Below are 15,868 nucleotides of genomic sequence, written 5' to 3' on the forward strand. Positions count from 1 at the left end.
GACCTTGGCCCGCAGCACGCGCTGGACCATCGCGATCGTGGCGGTGGTGGTGGCACTGGCGGCCGCGCTGGTAGCCCAGCTGCGCGACGACACCCCGGGTCCCGCGGCGACCCGTGTCGGCGCCGAGCGCGAGCACCGCGACGCCGACACGCCGGCCGCGCTGGCGGGCCCGCGGCGGCGGGCGAATCTGCGGCCCTGCCCCGCTCCGGCCGGCGGACCCGGATCCGTGGCGCTGCACGGGGTCACGGTGGAATGCGCCGCCGACGGGGCCGTCGTCGACGTCGGCGCCGCGCTGGCCGGGCGGCGGGTGGTGCTGAACTTCTGGGCGTACTGGTGCGCCGCGTGCACAGCCGAGCTGCCCGCGATGGCCGAATACCAGCGCCGGGCCGGCCCGGCCGTGACGGTGCTGACCGTGCACCAGGACGAGAACGAGGCGGCCGCCTTGCTGCGCCTGGCCGAGCTGGGGGTTCGGCTGCCGACCCTGCAGGACGGCCGGCGCCGGGTGGCGGCGGCCCTGCGGTTGGTTAACGTGATGCCCGCGACGGTGGTGCTGCGACCGGACGGTAGCGTTGCCCAGACGCTGCCCCGCGCTTTCGCCAGCGCCGACGAGATCGCGGCTGCGGTCGGAGACCAGGCGGAATGAGGCGGCAGCTCGAGGCGGACGGGCGTCCAGGCGAGCCAGTGGAGGTGGCGGTGAGTGCACGGGGTACCGCCCGCACGCAGGGGTCGGATCCCGTGCCGTCCGAACTCTGTCCGCGCTGGTTGCGGCCCCTGCTCGACAACCGAGGCCAGATTCCCGACGCTTATCGGCGCCGGCTCCCGCCCGACGTGCTGGCGATGCTGGCCTCCGGGGCGGCCGGGGGTGGGGGGCCGGGCAGCGCGAGGCGCGACGCCGCCGTGCTGGTGCTGTTCTCGGGCCCTGAGTCCGGGCCCGCCGGCGACGGCGTTCCCGACGAGGCCGACCTGCTGGTCACCGTCCGGGCCGCGACGTTGCGCCACCACGCCGGCCAGGCGGCGTTCCCCGGCGGCGTCTGCGACCCCACCGACGACGGTCCCGTGGCCACCGCCCTACGCGAAGCGCGTGAAGAGACGGGGATCGACCTGGGCAGGCTGCATCCGCTGGCCACGCTGGAGCGGGCCTTCATCGCACCGTCGCAGTTCCACGTGGTCCCGGTGCTGGCCTATTCGCCAGATCCCGGGCCGGTGGCCGTCGTCGATCCTGCCGAGACCGCGGTCGTGGCCCGCGTTCCGGTGCGCGCGTTCATCAACCCGGCCAACCGGCTGATGGTCTACCGTGGCGACCTCGGCCGCCGTTGGGCCGGACCGGCGTTTCTGCTCAACGAGATGCTGGTCTGGGGCTTCACTGGCCAGGTGATCTCCGCGCTGCTCGACGTCGCCGGGTGGGCCCGGTCCTGGGACACCACCGACTCACGCGAGTTGGACGAGGCGATGTCGCTGGTCGGCGACCGGGGTGGGTCGCCCCGATGAACGTGAACTCGATGACACCGTCGCAGTGGCTGGACGTCGCCGTGCTGGCGGTCGCCTTCATCGCGGCGGTCTCGGGATGGCGTTCAGGCGCCCTGGGTTCTGTGCTGTCGTTCGCCGGCGTGCTGCTCGGCGCGATCGCCGGCGTGCTGCTGGCGCCCCACATCGTCAGTCACATCGCCGCCCCCCGCGCCAAGCTGTTCACGGCACTGTTCCTGATCCTGGCGCTCGTGGTCGTCGGCGAGGTGGCCGGTGTGGTGCTGGGCCGGGCGGTGCGGGGAGCCATCCACAGCCGTGTCATCCGGACCGTCGACTCCTTCATCGGGGTGGGCGTCCAGCTCGTCGTCGTGCTGACCGCGGCCTGGCTGCTGGCCACACCGCTGACCCAGTCGAAAGACCAGCCGGAGTTGGCCGCCGCGGTGCGGGGCTCGCGGGTGCTCGCGCAGGTCAACGACGTCGCCCCGCCCTGGCTGAAGACGGTGCCCAAGCGGCTGTCGGCGCTGCTGAACACCTCGGGGCTGCCGGCGGTGCTCGAGCCGTTCAGCTCCACGCCGGTCATCCCGGTCGCGTCCCCGGATCCGGCCCTGGCCACCAACCCGGCGGTGACGGCCGACGCGCCGAGCGTCGTCAAGGTGCGCAGCCTGGCGCCCAGCTGCCAAAAGGTGCTCGAGGGCAGCGGATTCGTCATAGCACCCGACCGGGTGATGACCAACGCGCACGTGGTGGCCGGGTCCAACAGCGTCCAGGTGTACGCCAGCGGCAACCCGCTGGACGCGACCGTGGTGGCCTACAACCCCGCGGTCGACATCGCCATCCTCGCCGTCCCGCACCTGCCGCCGGCGCCGCTGGCCTTCGCCCAGACCCAGGCCAAGACCGGCGCCAACGTCGTGATCCTGGGGTATCCCGGCGGCGGCAACTTCACCGCGACCCCGGCCCGGATCCGCGAGATCATCAAGCTCACCGGCCCCGACATCTACCGGGATCCCACACCGGTCACCCGTGACGTCTACACCATCAGAGCCAATGTGGAGCAGGGTAATTCGGGTGGGCCGCTGATCGACCTCGACGGCCATGTGCTCGGCGTGGTGTTCGGCGCCGCCGTCGACGACCCGGATACCGGGTTCGTGCTGACGGCCGACGAGGTGGCCGGGCAGCTGTCCCGGATCGGTGACACCCAGGCGGTGAACACCGGGGCCTGTGTCAGTTGACTCCGTGCACCTGGTCGAGGAACCGCATCAGGTGCCGGTTGATTTCCGCGGGCAACTCTTCGTGGCTGAAATGCCCCGCGTCGGCGACCGATACGTAGCGCCCGTGCGGGGCGTACCGCTGTGTCCGGTCGACCGGGTCGGCCAGAACGTAGGGGTCGGCATCGCCGCGCAGGTGTAGCAGCGGCACACCCAGCTGTTGCGACATCGAGGCCATGAATCGCCGGCCTTCGGTGCGCAGCTGGCTGCGCACCGCCCAGCGTTGGTATTCCAGGGCGCAGTGCGCGGCCGCCGGGATCTGGATCGCCGTGCGCAGGTAGCGGATGCTTTGGGAGAAGTCTTCGGAGGCAACCCATTTCGCGCTGCTGCGGCTGGTGACGAGGCGCTCGATCTCGGCCGCGTCGTCCCGGGTCAGCAGGCGCTCCGGCCAGAGCGGCAGTTGATAGCGCAGCAGCATGGGCAGCAGCGCGTAACCCTGGTCCCGCCGGTTCAGGGCGGAGCGGCGCAACGCGGCCGGATGCGGCGAGCTGATCAGCGCGACGGCGCGCACCAGGCGCGAATGCAGCAGCGCGGTGGTCCAGCACGCCAGCCCGCCGTCGGCGTGGCCGATCAGGGTCGCCGAGGAGTGCCCGAGCGCGCGAATCAGTCCCGCGGTGTCACCCGCGAGCGTCCAGCCGTCGTAGCCGCGCGGGGGCTTGTCGCTGCCCCCGTAGCCGCGCCGGTCGACCGCCACCACGCGCGCACCGGTCAGACCGCGCAGCTGGTGACGCCACGACCACCAGAACGATCCGAAACCGTGCAGCAGCATCACCAGCGGTGGTGCCGTGGCCGGGTTCCCCGGGTCCCGCCCGGCCGCCAGCGCTTCGACGACATGGAACCGAATGCCGTTGGCGTGCACGTCCAGATGCCGCCACGGCCCGTCGATGCGGGTCATCGACGGATCGGGAGCCGCCACCTACCAGCCCGAAGTGTCGGCGGGGGTGCTGCTGCCCGGCGTCTCGTGCTTGCCGCGCGGCTCGGCGCCCCCCTTGTCGTGGCCCTTGTCGTGGACCCTGGCGGGGCCCTTGTCGCGACCGGAGGTCAGGGCCGTGCGTGTCTCGCGGACCGATTCGATCGTCGTGCGCGGTCCACGAATCCGGCGCACTTTCACAAAACCCAGCAGCGCGAGCAACGCCCCGACCACCACCATGATCGCGAACACGATCAGGTACGCCACCCAGCGCCACAGCCAGGTGTCGAGCAGTTCGGCGAGGAAGAAGAAGAAGAAGAACGTGGAGTAGAACAGCACCACCAGGGCGGCGATGAAGAACACGCTGCCGGTGAGGCCCTTCTTGACGTCGCGGGTGATCTCGGCGCGGGCCAGTTCGACCTCGGCGCGCAGCAGCGTGGACACCTGGGTGGTGGCGTCTTTGATCAGGTCACCGACCGAGGGCTCGGCCGGCCGGGCGTGCGGATCGGTCAACGGAATCGCGGTCAGCGTGCTGGGCACACCGTTCTTGCGATCGGCTCTGCTCACAGACGGTCCTCTTTCCTCAATCCCCGGCAGCCTCGAGTGCCCGGCGTGCGTCGTCGCGGATTATGTTGCCATGCGGCGCGCCGCCGGACGAGGTCAGCCGAGAAGCGCGGCGCAGCCGCGACGGCTGCGGACCGAGCAGTCGATCAGAGGTGGCTCGCGGCGTAGTCGGCTCCCCTGGTGACCATGCCGTCCTCGTACGCGGACACGTTGTGCATGGCGAAGTCGAGCCCATCGGAGCACACGGGGTCGTTGTCGGCGCACAACTCGATCGTCTTGGGCTCGTACAGCGGGCCGATGGTCACCGGCGGCTCGCCCAGGAAGCTCATGGCCCTCTCGTTCGGCAACCCGAACAGGACGACCGAGGAGACGTGCTCGGCGACGTCGGGCCCAAGCGGCTTGGGTACGGTCGCGGGATCGACACCGTCGGGCACCACAGGCGAGGTCACGAAGCCCATCACCGCCGCGCCCTGCGAGTACCCGCTCAGCACCATCTTGGTCGTGGGGCAGTTCTTGGTCATCGAGACCACGTGCGCACCCGCGTCCCGGACTCCGTCGAGCCCGGTGTCCCACTGATCGGTTGCGGGGTAGTTGACCGCGTACACCCCCAGCGACTGCGCGCCCACGCGGGAACGCAGCTGGTTGACGAATGACTCGCCGACGGGGCCGATCCCGGGCGGCTCACCGGTGCCCCGGGCGAACACCACCTGCGTGGCGGGGCACGGCGCGGCGGCCACCGACGGCACGGGCGCGCCGAGCTGAACGCAGGCCGCGACGGCGGTTACGGACAGCAATTTCATGATGCGCGATGAACTCATGTCTAATAAATTCCCCCGTTCGCACCGCGCTCAATCTGAGAGAACTCTGTGGGCCTGTGCTGCAGCAACTTCTGCGCTGTCGGGTGTATCGGGTTGCCCGGCTTTCCGCCTTCGTTCATTCTCGTGCGACCGCCTACTTCGATTTCCATCTTCTTCGGATTTCGGCATTCTTCGATGAGGAAGGGTACCGCACGACGGCCTGTACAGCGACGACCCGCCGTGGGGACATCGAATTCGGTACCGAACCTCTTTGTGGAGGAACGCAATTAGGAACCTGTTCGTCGGGTATGCCGACCCCGCAGCTCCGGTGGCCCGTCCGACTAGACTGGCCGAGCGCCTCGAAATTTGGGGACCGGTCGATAGGAGTGTTGCTTTGCAGACGGTGCACCGTTGCTTCCTGGCGGCGATGGTGGCCGTGCTCGTGGTCGCCGGTTCGCCGGCCGGCCCGGCGGCCGCCGACGACAGGGTGCCGATGGGAGGCGGCGCGGGCATCGTCATCAACGGCGACGCGATGTGCACCTTGACGACGATCGGCAACGATGCCGCGGGCGAGCTGATCGGGTTCACCTCCGCGCACTGCGGCGGTCCGGGCGCCAAGGTCGCCGCCGAGGCCGCCGAAAACAGAGGCACCCTGGGCACCATGGTCGCCGGCAACGACAACCTCGACTATGCGGTGATCAAGTTCGATCCCGCCAAGGTGACACCGGTGGCCGACTTCAACGGCTTCCAGATCGACGGTATCGGCGCGGATCCGGCCTTCGGCCAGATCGCATGCAAGCAGGGCCGCACGACCGGGAATTCCTGCGGCGTCACCTGGGGCCCCGGCCAGGATCCCGGCACCATCGTCATGCAGGTCTGCGGCCGGCCCGGCGACTCCGGTGCGCCGGTGACCGTCGACAACATGCTGGTCGGGATGATCCACGGAGCCTTCACCGACATCCTGCCGACCTGCGTCATCAAGTACGTCCCGCTGCACACCCCGGCGGTGGTGCAGTCGTTCAGCGCGATCATGGCCGACATCAACGCCAAACACCGGGCCGGCGCCGGGTTCGCGCCGATTTCGCCGGCCTGAGCTACCGGTCGGTCCGGATCGCCTCCAACACGGCGGGATCCAGCAGTGTCGAGGTGTCGCCCAGTTCGCGGTTCTCGGCGACATCGCGCAGCAGTCTGCGCATGATCTTGCCGCTGCGGGTCTTGGGCAGCTCCGGCACCACATGGACCTCCCGCGGCCGGGCGATGGGGGAGATCTCCCGGGCCACCTCGATGCGCAACTCGTCGACGATCCCGTCGTGCGTCCTCACGTCGGCGCACAGGACGACGAACGCGCAGATGGCCTGCCCGGTGGTCTCGTCGGCCATCCCGACGACGGCCGCCTCCGCCACCGCGGTGTGGCCGACCAGTGCCGACTCGACCTCGGCGGTCGACAGCCGGTGCCCGGACACGTTCATCACGTCGTCGATGCGGCCCACCACCCAGATGTCGCCGTCGGCGTCGTACCAGGCGCTGTCGCCGGCGAAGTACCAACCGTGCTCGGCGAATCGGGACCAGTAGGTCTCGGCGTAGCGTTGCGGGTCCCCCCAGATACCGCGCAGCATCGACGGCCACGGCTGATCCAGGACCAGGTAGCCGGTGGCGTGCTCGCCGCGGCCGGCGCCGGGCGGCAGTTGCTCCCCGTGATCGTCGACGATCTTGGCCGAGATGCCCGGCAACGGCGTCATTGCCGAACCCGGCTTGGTCGCCGCGACCCCGGGCAGCGGCGAGATCATCACCGCACCCGTTTCGGTCTGCCACCACGTGTCCACGATCGGGAGGCTGTCCGCGCCGATCACTGTGCGGTACCAGCGCCACGCCTCGGGATTGATCGGCTCGCCGACCGACCCGAGCAGCCGCAGGCTGGACAGGTCGTGCGCGTCGGGAATTTCGCGTCCCCATTTCATGAACGTGCGGATCAGGGTGGGCGCGGTGTAATAGATTGTGACGCCGTACTTTTCGATGATCTCGAAGTGCCGGTGCTGAGTCGGCGTGTCGGGGGTTCCCTCGTAGAGCACCTCGGTGGCCCCGTTGGACAACGGGCCGTAGACCCCGTAGGTGTGCCCCGTGACCCAGCCGATGTCGGCGGTGCACCAGAACACGTCGGTCCCGGGTTTGATGTCGAAGACGTAGTGATGGGTGTACGACGCCTGCGTGAGGTAGCCGCCGGTGGTGTGCACGATCCCCTTGGGCTGACCGGTGGTGCCCGAGGTGTAGAGCAGGAACAACGGTTGCTCGGCGTCGAAGGGCTCGGGGATGTGTTCGCAGGCTGCGGAATCGACGACGTCGTGCCACCACAGATCACGGCCGTCGCGCCAGGACACGTCAATCCCGGTGCGGCGCACCACCAGAACGTGCTGCACCGGGCTGCGGCCGTCCGGGCCGTCGGCGACCGCGTCGTCGGCCGCGTCCTTCAGTGGCGCCGGTTTGCCGCGGCGGAACTGCCCGTCACTGGTGATCAGCAGCTTGGCCTGGGCGTCGACGATCCTGGCCTGCAACGCCTTTGCGGTGAACCCGGCGAAGACCACGCTGTGCATCAGACCCAGCCGGGCGCAGGCCAGCATCGCGATGACGGCTTCGGGGATCAACGGCAGATAGATCGCGACCCGGTCGCCGGCGACCAGGCCCAGGCGGGTGAGCGCGTTGGCCGCCCGGCACACCTGCGCGTACAGATCGGCATACGTCAGGCTGCGGCTGTCCCCGGGTTCGCCCTCCCAGTGGATGGCGACCCGATCGCCGTGACCTGCCTCCACGTGGCGGTCCACGCAGTTGTAGGCGACGTTGAGCTTGCCGTCGGCGAACCATCGGGCGAACGGGGCCTGCGACCAGTCCAGCACCTCGGTGAACGGCGCCGCCCAGGACAGCCGGTTGGCCTGCGCCGCCCAGAAACCCAGCCGGTCGTCCTGCGCGTCGCGGTACATCTGAGCATGCGCGTTGGCCTGCTCGGCGAACTGCGGTGGCGGCGGATACGACGCGGGGCCCTCGGTACCGGTGGCGGTCACTGGCATACTCCTAGGTCGAGGTACGGCCGTTTGCCGGGCTCGCGATTCGCCTCGGATCGGTGCATCAACCGTCTGGTGAGCCTGACCCCGCGATGATACGGCCGCGCACGCCATTGCCGGGTCCAGGGTCTGCCGCGGTGGATGGGCATCGGTGCTGCAATGTGTCGCCGCGGCCGTCGCCGGTTGCGTGGCCGGCGCCGCCGGTCTTCGCTTAAGGTCGGGTGTCATGCGTCGGATGCGGGAACGGCTGGTGCTGTTCGCCGCCGCAATGCTGGCGCTCGTGCCCTCGGCCGGGTTGCTGGCCGGATGCGGCGGCGGGATCCTGAGCCCCGACCTGGTGGTGGTCAACGGCGGGGAACCGCCGAACCCGCTCGTCCCGACCGGCACCAACGACAGCAACGGCGGCAGGATCATCGACCGGATCTTCGCCGGGCTGCTGTCCTACGACGCCCACGGGATGCCGGCCAAGGAGGTGGCCCGCTCCATCGACACCACCGACAACCTCGACTACCGGATCACCCTGAAACCGGGCTGGACGTTCACCGACGGCTCCCCGGTGACCGCCCACTCCTTCGTCGACGCGTGGAACTACGGGGCGTCGGGCGCCAACGCTCAACTGCAACAGAGCTTTTTCAGCCCGATCGAGGGGTTCGACGACGTCGCCGGCCGGGCAGCCGGCACGCCGGGGCCGACGACGATGTCCGGGCTGCACGTGGTCGACGATCTGCAGTTCACCGTGCGGTTGAAGGCGCCGACCATCGACTTCGAACTGCGGCTGGGCCACAGCTCCTTCTATCCGCTACCGGCCGCGGCATTCCGCGACATGGCCGCTTTCGGCCGCCACCCCGTCGGCGACGGGCCCTACCAACTTGCCGACGGCCCGGGCGGCCCGGCCTGGGAGCACAACGTCCGAATCGACCTGCGGCCCAACCCCGGCTACCACGGCAACCGCAAGCCCCACAACAAGGGGCTGCGGTTCGAGTTCTACTCCAACCTCGACACCGCCTATGCCGATCTGCTGTCGGGCAACCTCGACGTCCTGGACACGATGCCGCCCAGCGCGTTGCCGATCTACACACGCGACCTGGGTGACCGCGTCGCCGCCGGCCCGGCGGCGATCAACCAGACCCTCGACACACCGCTGCGGTTGCCGCATTTCGGCGGTGAGGAGGGCCGGTTGCGGCGCCTGGCGTTGTCGGCCGCCATCAACCGGCCGCAGATCTGCCGGCAGATCTTCGCCGGAACCCGCAGCCCGGCAAGTGATTTCACCGCCCGTTCGCTGCCGGGGTTCGATCCGAACCTGCCCGGCAACGACGTGCTGGACTTCAACCCCGACCGGGCGCGCACACTCTGGGCCCAGGCCGACGAGATGTCGGCGTGGAGCGGCCGCTACGAGATCGCCTACAACGCCGACGCCGGCCATCGGGAGTGGGTGGACGCCGTGGCCAACAGCATCAAGAACGTGCTGGGCATCGACTCACTCGGGGCGCCGCAGCCGACGTTCGCCGGGTTCCGCACCCAGATCACCAACCGCACCATCGGCAGCGCCTTCCGTGCCGGATGGCAGGGCGATTACCCGTCGCTGATCGAGTTCCTCGCCCCGCTGTTCGTCACCGGGGCGGGATCCAACGATGTCGGCTACTCCAGCGCCAAGTTCGACGCGGCGCTGACGGCCGCCGAAGCCGCACCCGAGCTGCGGCAGGCCGATGCGCTGGCCAACGATGCGCAGCGAATCCTGTTGCACGACATGCCCGTCGTCCCGCTGTGGGACTACATCGGCGTGGTGGGGTGGTCGTCGCAGGTGAGCGGAGTCGCGGTCACCTGGAACGGCCTGCCCGACTACGAGCGCATCGTCAAGGCGTGACGAGATGAGCTGGTACGTCGCACGCCGGATCGCCGCCATGGTGCCCGTCTTCCTCGGGGCCACGCTGCTCATCTACGGCATGGTTTTCCTGCTGCCCGGTGACCCGGTGGCCGCGATCGCCGGGGACCGCCCGCTGACACCGGAGGTGGCCGCGCAGCTGCGGGCCCGCTATCACCTCGACGACCCGTTCCTGCTGCAGTACCTGCGCTACCTGGGGGGCGTGCTGCGCGGCGACCTGGGCCGCTCCTACTCCGGACTGCCGGTGAGCGACGTTCTGGCGCATGCGTTTCCGGTCACCGTTCGGCTGGCGTTGATCGCGCTTTTCGTCGAGGCGGTACTGGGTGTGGGCCTCGGGGTGGTCGCCGGCCTGCGCCAGGGCAGCATGCTCGATGCCACGGCGCTGCTGGGTGGGCTGGTCCTGATCGCGATCCCGATCTTCGTGCTGGGGTTCCTGGCCCAGTTCGTGTTCGGCATCTGGCTGGGCATCGCACCGGTCACGGTGGGCGAACGGTCGACGTTCGCTCGCCTGCTGCTGCCCGGGATCGTCCTGGGGTCGGTGTCGTTCGCGTATGTGCTGCGGTTGACCCGTTCGGCCGTGGCGGCCAACGCCCACACCGACTACGTCCGCACCGCCACCGCCAAGGGCCTGTCCCGGCCCCGCGTCGTGACGGTGCACATCCTGCGTAACTCGCTGATCCCGGTGGTGACGTTCCTGGGCGCCGACCTGGGGGCGCTGATGGGTGGGGCGATGGTGACCGAGGGGATCTTCAACATCCACGGCGTCGGTGGCGTGCTGTATCAGGCGGTCACCCGGCAGGAGGCGCCGACGGTGGTGTCGATCGTGACGGTGCTGGTGCTGATCTACCTGGCCACCAACCTGGCCGTGGATCTGCTCTACGCCGCCCTGGACCCGCGGATCCGGTATGGGTGAGGGCGGATTCTGGCGCGCCACCTGGGGCGGGCTGCGGCGGCGTCCCACGTTCGTGCTCGCGGCCGCCCTGATCCTGGTGATTCTCGGCGTCGCCGCGTTCCCCGGTTTGTTCACCTCGGCAGACCCCGCGTATGCCGACCCCGCCCAGAGCCTGCTGCCCCCGTCGGCGGCTCACTGGTTCGGCACCGACCTGCAGGGCCACGATATCTACGCGCGCACCGTCTACGGGGCGCGGGCCTCGGTCACCGTCGGGCTCGGGGCCAGCCTGGCGGTGTTCGTCGTCGGCGGTGCACTGGGCGCGGTGGCCGGGTTCTACGGTGGCTGGGTGGACGCGGTGGTCTCACGGGTCACCGACGTGTTCTTCGGCCTGCCACTGCTGTTGGCCGCCATCGTGCTGATGGGTGTCCTGCGCCAGCGCACGGTGTGGACGGTGATCGCGATCCTGGCCCTGTTCGGCTGGCCGCAGATCGCCCGGATCGCGCGCGGCGCGGTGCTGGAGGTCCGGGCCGCCGACTATGTCCTTGCGGCCAAGGCATTGGGAATGAACAATTTTCAGATACTTCTACGACACGCCCTGCCCAATGCCCTGGGCCCGGTGGTCGCGGTGGCCACCATCGCCCTGGGCCTGTTCATCGTCACCGAGGCCACGTTGTCCTACCTCGGAGTCGGGCTTCCGGCGTCGGTGGTGTCCTGGGGCGGCGACATCAGCGTCGCGCAGACCCGCCTGCGGTCGGGCTCGCCCATCTTGTTCTATCCGGCCGGTGCGCTGGCGGTCACGGTGCTGGCCTTCATGATGATGGGCGACGCGTTGCGCGACGCGCTGGACCCGGCGTCACGGGCGCGGCAGCCGTGAGCGCCGCGTCGCCGCCGCTGCTGTCGGTAGAGGGCCTGCAGGTCAGTTTCGGTGACCGGCCGGTGGTGCGCGGGCTGGACCTGAGCGTGCTGCCCGGGCAGACCGTCGCCATCGTGGGTGAGTCGGGCTCGGGGAAGTCCACCACGGCGGCCGCCATCCTCGGGCTGCTGCCGCCCGGCGGGCGAATCACGGCCGGGCGCATCGTGTTCGGCGGGCAGGACGTCGCTTCAGCCGGTCGCGGGGCTCGCGGGGCCGGTCGCCGGCTGCTTCGGTCGATCCGGGGACGCTCGATCGGCTACGTGCCCCAGGACCCGATGACCAACCTCAACCCCGTCTGGAGCGTCGGATTCCAGATCCGGGAAGCGTTGCGGGCCAACGCCGGAAGCCGAGCGGCGCGACGGCGCACAGTGGAGTTGCTCGGCGAGGCGGGGATGCCGAACCCGGAGCAACAGGCCGGCAGTTACCCACACCAGCTCTCGGGTGGCATGTGCCAGCGGGCGCTGATCGCGATCGCGCTGGCCGGGGACCCGCGGCTGCTGATCGCCGACGAGCCGACGTCCGCGCTGGACGTCACCGTCCAGCGGCAGGTACTCGACCACCTGCAGCGTCTCACCGAGCAGCGCGGCACCGCTGTGCTGCTGATCACCCACGATTTGGCGCTGGCCGCCGAACGTGCCGAGTCGGTGGTCGTCGTGCACCGCGGCGCCGTCGTGGAATCCGGTGCCGCAGCAATGATCCTGCAAAATCCGCAGCACGAGTACACCCGGCGGCTGGTGGCCGCGGCCCCCTCGCTGACGGTCCGCAGCCCGCACCGCAGGACGGGCGTCGATGCAGGAGGCGACATCCTCGTCGTCTCCGGGCTGACGAAGGTCTACCGCGAGTCGCGGGGGGCGCCGTGGCGGCGCACCGAGTCACGGGCCGTGGACGCCGTCTCGTTCCGGTTGCGCCGGGCGGGCACCCTCGCGATCGCCGGAGAATCGGGATCCGGCAAGTCGACCCTGGCGCGCATGGTGCTCGGGCTGCTGGAACCGACCGCGGGCACGGTGGTGTTCGGCGGCACCCGGATCGACGGCACCCTGGACCGGGACGCCGAGCTCGCGTTTCGCCGACGGGTGCAGCCGGTGTTCCAAAACCCCTACAGCAGCCTGGATCCCAGGTACACGGTGTTGCGCGCCATCGAGGAACCCCTGCGGATCCACCGGATCGGCGACCGCGCCGGGCGGGTGCGGGCGGTGCGTGACCTCCTCGACCAGGTGGCGCTGCCGTCGTCGGTGCTGGGCCGGCTGCCCCGCGAGCTGTCGGGTGGTCAACGCCAGCGGGTCGCGATCGCCCGGGCCCTGGCCCTTCGGCCCGACGTGCTGGTCTGCGACGAGGCGGTCTCGGCGCTCGACGTCCTGGTGCAGGCGCAGATCCTGGACCTGCTGGCCGATCTGCAGGCCGACCTCGGGCTGGCCTACTTGTTCATCAGCCACGATCTGGCGGTGATCCGCCAGATCGCCGACGAGGTGCTGGTGATGCGGGCCGGCCGCGCGGTGGAATGCGCGCCCACCGACGAGCTGTTCGGTCGGCCCCGCCACGAATACACCCGGCAGTTGCTGGAGGCCATCCCGCGCGCCCCAGCCCCCGCAGATAGGTTGGGAACCCGTGACCGATGACCCGCTGGCCCCGCTGATGGGGCTGCCCGGTGTGGCCGAGGCCGGCGACCATGCCCGCGACGCGCTGAGCCGGGCGCACCGGCACCGGGCCAACCTGCGGGGCTGGCCGGTCACCGCCGCCGAAGCCGCGCTGCGGGCGGCGCGCGCCTCGTCGGTGCTCGACGGCGGACCCGGGCAGGTCGACGAGCCGGGCGAGATCACCCAGGTCAGCGATCCGGTGTTGGCCGGTGCGCTGCGGGTGGCGCAGGCCCTGGAGGGCGGCGAGGGGCCGGTGGTCGGGGTCTGGCGGCGGGCGCCGCTGCAGGCGCTCGCGCGCCTGCACGTGCTGGCGGCCGCCGACCAGGTGAACGAGGAGCGGCTGGGCCGCCCGCGGGCCGGCACGCAGGTCGGGCCGCGGCTCGAGCTGCTGGCGGGCCTGGTCGCCGGTGGCACCCGGGTGCCGGCACCGGTGGTCGCCGCGGTAGCGCACGGAGAATTGTTGGCGCTCAAGCCTTTCGGCAGCGCGGACGGCGTGGTGGCCCGGGCGGTGTCGCGGCTGGTGACGATCGCCGGCGGGCTGGACCCGCACGGGCTGGGGGTGCCCGAGGTCGCCTGGATGCGCCGGCCCGCCGAATACCGGGACGCGGCTGAGGGATTCGCCGAGGGCTCCTCCGAGGGGGTGCGGGCGTGGCTGCTGATGTGTTGCCGGGCACTGCAAGCCGGCGCGCAGGACGCGGTGGCGATCGCCGACGCCCTTCCGGGCCGATAGCCGGTTGGTCGCCGATTGCGGCCGGGGTGAACCGTCCCACGACGCGAAGCGGGCGGCGGTCCGACATCTGTCGTCCCGCCGCCCGCCAGCACTGAACCCGGTTACCATGCGTGCATCGGTGGGCTGCGTGGGTTGGCCTCGGCGATCTTGCGAAGCCTCAGGTTGCAGTCCCACCCAAAGGACCGTCGATCCCCTCGGGATTCGCAATTACGCAGGCCCGCAACACTTTTGCCATTATCGCGGCTGTGACTCCGCGTGGGTGCCGAGAACCGTGCTGGGTGCCCGGGTCGGGAGAACGATCCTTCTCTTCCGGACCGAACTAGGCCTTGCCGGGCTGCCGTGGTTTCCTTTGTACTACCAGACCTCCAGCGCGGCAAGGCCCGAGTCCGTAAAGATCGCGAAAACGTACCCGATGTTCGGGTTGGCCGGTGTGCGCGCCACCACTCCCGCTCAGATGCCGAAGCGGCGCAGCAGCGAGTAGGTGACCGCCCCGGCGGCCAGCGCGCTGATCCCCACCGCGACAGTGGTGGCGATCGCGGCGCCCGACGGGGCGGGGATCCGGTCGCGCAGCGACACCGGCCGGGAGAACGCCAGCACCGGCCATCCGCGATCGATGGCTTCCTTGCGCAGGCTGCGGTCGGGATTGACCACGCTGGGATGGCCGACGGCCTCCAGCATGGGCAGGTCGGTGATGGAGTCGGAGTAGGCGTAGCAGTGTTCCAGCGGGTAGCCCTCTCGGGCGGCCAACTCCTTGATCGCCTGCACCTTGCCCTGGCCGTAGCAGTAGAACGCGATCTCGCCGGTGTACTTGCCGTCCTCGACGACCATGCGCGTCGCCATCGCGTGGGTGGCGCCCAGCGCCCGGGCGATCGGTGCGACGATCTCCTCGCCGGACGCCGAAACCAGCACGACGTCGCGGCCGAACAACTTGTGCGCCGCGATCAGGTCCGCGGCTTCGGCGAAGACCAGCGGGGTCACGATGTCGTGCAGGGTCTCGTTGACGATCGCCCGGACCTGTTCCACGTCCCAGCCGGTGCACATGTTCGTCATGTGAGCGCGCATCCGGTCCATCTGGTCATGATCGGCGCCGGAGAGCAGGAAAATGAACTGGGCGTAGCTGGACTTGAGTACCGCGCGGCGGTTGAGCAGACCTTGATCGAAGAAGGGTTTGCTGAATGCCAGTGTGCTGGACTTGGCGATGATCGTCTTGTCCACGTCGAAGAAAGCGGCGGTGCGGGGCTGCGGAGAGCCACTCGCACTCGCTGTCGGTGTTGCCTGCTGCTGCGCGGCCGGATCGGAGACGGTCACCGACTCAGCATAGGTGGGGGATCGGACGGTGCCGGGGCGTTGCACCGAAAACAGCGGGCGGCAAGTCCACTCTGCGCGGGTGAGCAGTGTCTTTGCGTCCCAACATGTGATCTCGATGGAACAACCACTTGCGTTGGTCGGCACTGTCGTGTGTATAGTAAGCATCACTCGGCGTGAGCCGAGGGTGTATCAGCCCGACCCCCCGGGGCTGATACACGACGACCCTCGCCTCCTCCCCCCCTGGCGGGGGTCGTCCCTTTTCTGGGGTGGGAAATCTCCTTGCCGGCCGGCCTGGCCGATTCTTCCGCACGTTGCGGGTGAGTGCGTATTCCGCCGCGGTGTGCACGCGCCTCGGTCATGGTTGTGCACAGTGGCGTCTCTATCCACAAATGCGGCTTTGGGACTGTTGTCCCACGATCGCCGCCCTGCACGGTGGATGCGTGACCAGTACTGCAC

The 15,868-nt window shown here is 70.0% G+C and carries 14 protein-coding genes; 9 read left to right on the forward strand and 5 right to left on the reverse strand.

The features are described from left to right. Positions 1-4 precede the first annotated feature (4 nt). Genes AC2VOK_RS07165 through marP form a run of 3 tightly spaced genes read left to right on the forward strand, consistent with a single transcriptional unit; the run spans position 5 to position 2,693 of the window. Entirely contained in the window at positions 5-643 is a 639-nt protein-coding gene (locus tag AC2VOK_RS07165) for a TlpA family protein disulfide reductase (protein ID WP_428899843.1), read from the forward strand. Positions 644-693: 50 nt separating this feature from the next. Continuing rightward, positions 694-1,488, forward strand: coding sequence for an NUDIX hydrolase (locus AC2VOK_RS07170; RefSeq protein ID WP_428899844.1), 795 nt, complete (start codon positions 694-696; stop codon positions 1,486-1,488). Positions 1,489-1,499: 11 nt separating this feature from the next. After that, positions 1,500-2,693: an acid resistance serine protease MarP gene (gene marP, locus AC2VOK_RS07175; RefSeq protein WP_428899845.1), complete on the forward strand. Its 1,194-nt coding sequence runs from the start codon at positions 1,500-1,502 to the stop codon at positions 2,691-2,693. Here the strand turns inward: marP and AC2VOK_RS07180 are convergent. The 3 genes from AC2VOK_RS07180 to AC2VOK_RS07190 all read right to left on the reverse strand — a co-directional run bounded on the left by AC2VOK_RS07180 (position 2,686) and on the right by AC2VOK_RS07190 (position 5,003). Beyond that, entirely contained in the window at positions 2,686-3,645 is a 960-nt protein-coding gene (locus AC2VOK_RS07180) for an alpha/beta fold hydrolase (RefSeq protein ID WP_428899846.1), read from the reverse strand. The genes marP and AC2VOK_RS07180 overlap by 8 nt on opposite strands. Continuing rightward, positions 3,646-4,206: a phage holin family protein gene (locus AC2VOK_RS07185; RefSeq protein ID WP_428899847.1), complete on the reverse strand. Its 561-nt coding sequence runs from the start codon at positions 4,204-4,206 to the stop codon at positions 3,646-3,648. 143 nt (positions 4,207-4,349) lie between these two features. Further along, positions 4,350-5,003, reverse strand: coding sequence for a cutinase family protein (locus AC2VOK_RS07190; RefSeq protein ID WP_428899871.1), 654 nt, complete (start codon positions 5,001-5,003; stop codon positions 4,350-4,352). A gap of 391 nt (positions 5,004-5,394) precedes the next feature. On the opposite strand from AC2VOK_RS07190, the gene AC2VOK_RS07195 reads away from it, so the two are divergent. After that, a complete protein-coding gene (locus AC2VOK_RS07195) occupies positions 5,395-6,093 on the forward strand; it encodes a S1 family peptidase (RefSeq protein ID WP_428899848.1) in 699 nt (232 codons plus the stop codon). A 1-nt stretch (position 6,094) separates the two neighbouring features. Here AC2VOK_RS07195 and acs read toward each other — a convergent pair whose 3' ends face one another. Continuing rightward, a complete protein-coding gene (gene acs, locus AC2VOK_RS07200; protein WP_428899849.1) occupies positions 6,095-8,059 on the reverse strand; it encodes an acetate--CoA ligase in 1,965 nt (654 codons plus the stop codon). 220 nt (positions 8,060-8,279) lie between these two features. Here acs and AC2VOK_RS07205 point away from each other — a divergent pair, with 220 nt between their 5' ends. The 5 genes from AC2VOK_RS07205 to AC2VOK_RS07225 are packed head-to-tail and all read left to right on the forward strand — an operon-like array spanning position 8,280 to position 14,104. Then, a complete protein-coding gene (locus AC2VOK_RS07205) occupies positions 8,280-9,917 on the forward strand; it encodes a peptide ABC transporter substrate-binding protein (protein ID WP_428899850.1) in 1,638 nt (545 codons plus the stop codon). Positions 9,918-9,921: 4 nt separating this feature from the next. Then, positions 9,922-10,848 (forward strand): ABC transporter permease, encoded by a 927-nt coding sequence (locus AC2VOK_RS07210; protein ID WP_428899851.1) that lies wholly within the window; start codon positions 9,922-9,924, stop codon positions 10,846-10,848. Then, on the forward strand, positions 10,841-11,701 hold the full coding sequence (locus tag AC2VOK_RS07215) for an ABC transporter permease (protein ID WP_428899852.1): 861 nt from the start codon (positions 10,841-10,843) through the stop codon (positions 11,699-11,701). Before AC2VOK_RS07210 ends, AC2VOK_RS07215 begins: the two co-directional genes overlap by 8 nt. After that, complete coding sequence (locus tag AC2VOK_RS07220; protein WP_428899853.1) at positions 11,698-13,356, forward strand: dipeptide ABC transporter ATP-binding protein; 1,659 nt, start codon at positions 11,698-11,700, stop codon at positions 13,354-13,356. Before AC2VOK_RS07215 ends, AC2VOK_RS07220 begins: the two co-directional genes overlap by 4 nt. After that, the gene (locus AC2VOK_RS07225; protein ID WP_428899854.1) at positions 13,346-14,104 is read left to right on the forward strand and encodes an oxidoreductase; all 759 of its coding nucleotides are present in this window, start codon (positions 13,346-13,348) and stop codon (positions 14,102-14,104) included. Before AC2VOK_RS07220 ends, AC2VOK_RS07225 begins: the two co-directional genes overlap by 11 nt. Before the next feature lie 450 nt (positions 14,105-14,554). On the opposite strand, the gene AC2VOK_RS07230 is transcribed toward AC2VOK_RS07225, so the two are convergent. Further along, the gene (locus AC2VOK_RS07230) at positions 14,555-15,412 is read right to left on the reverse strand and encodes an HAD-IB family hydrolase (RefSeq protein ID WP_428899855.1); all 858 of its coding nucleotides are present in this window, start codon (positions 15,410-15,412) and stop codon (positions 14,555-14,557) included. Positions 15,413-15,868: the final 456 nt, after the last annotated feature.

This window comes from Mycobacterium sp. TH-M116 (assembly GCF_057473685.1).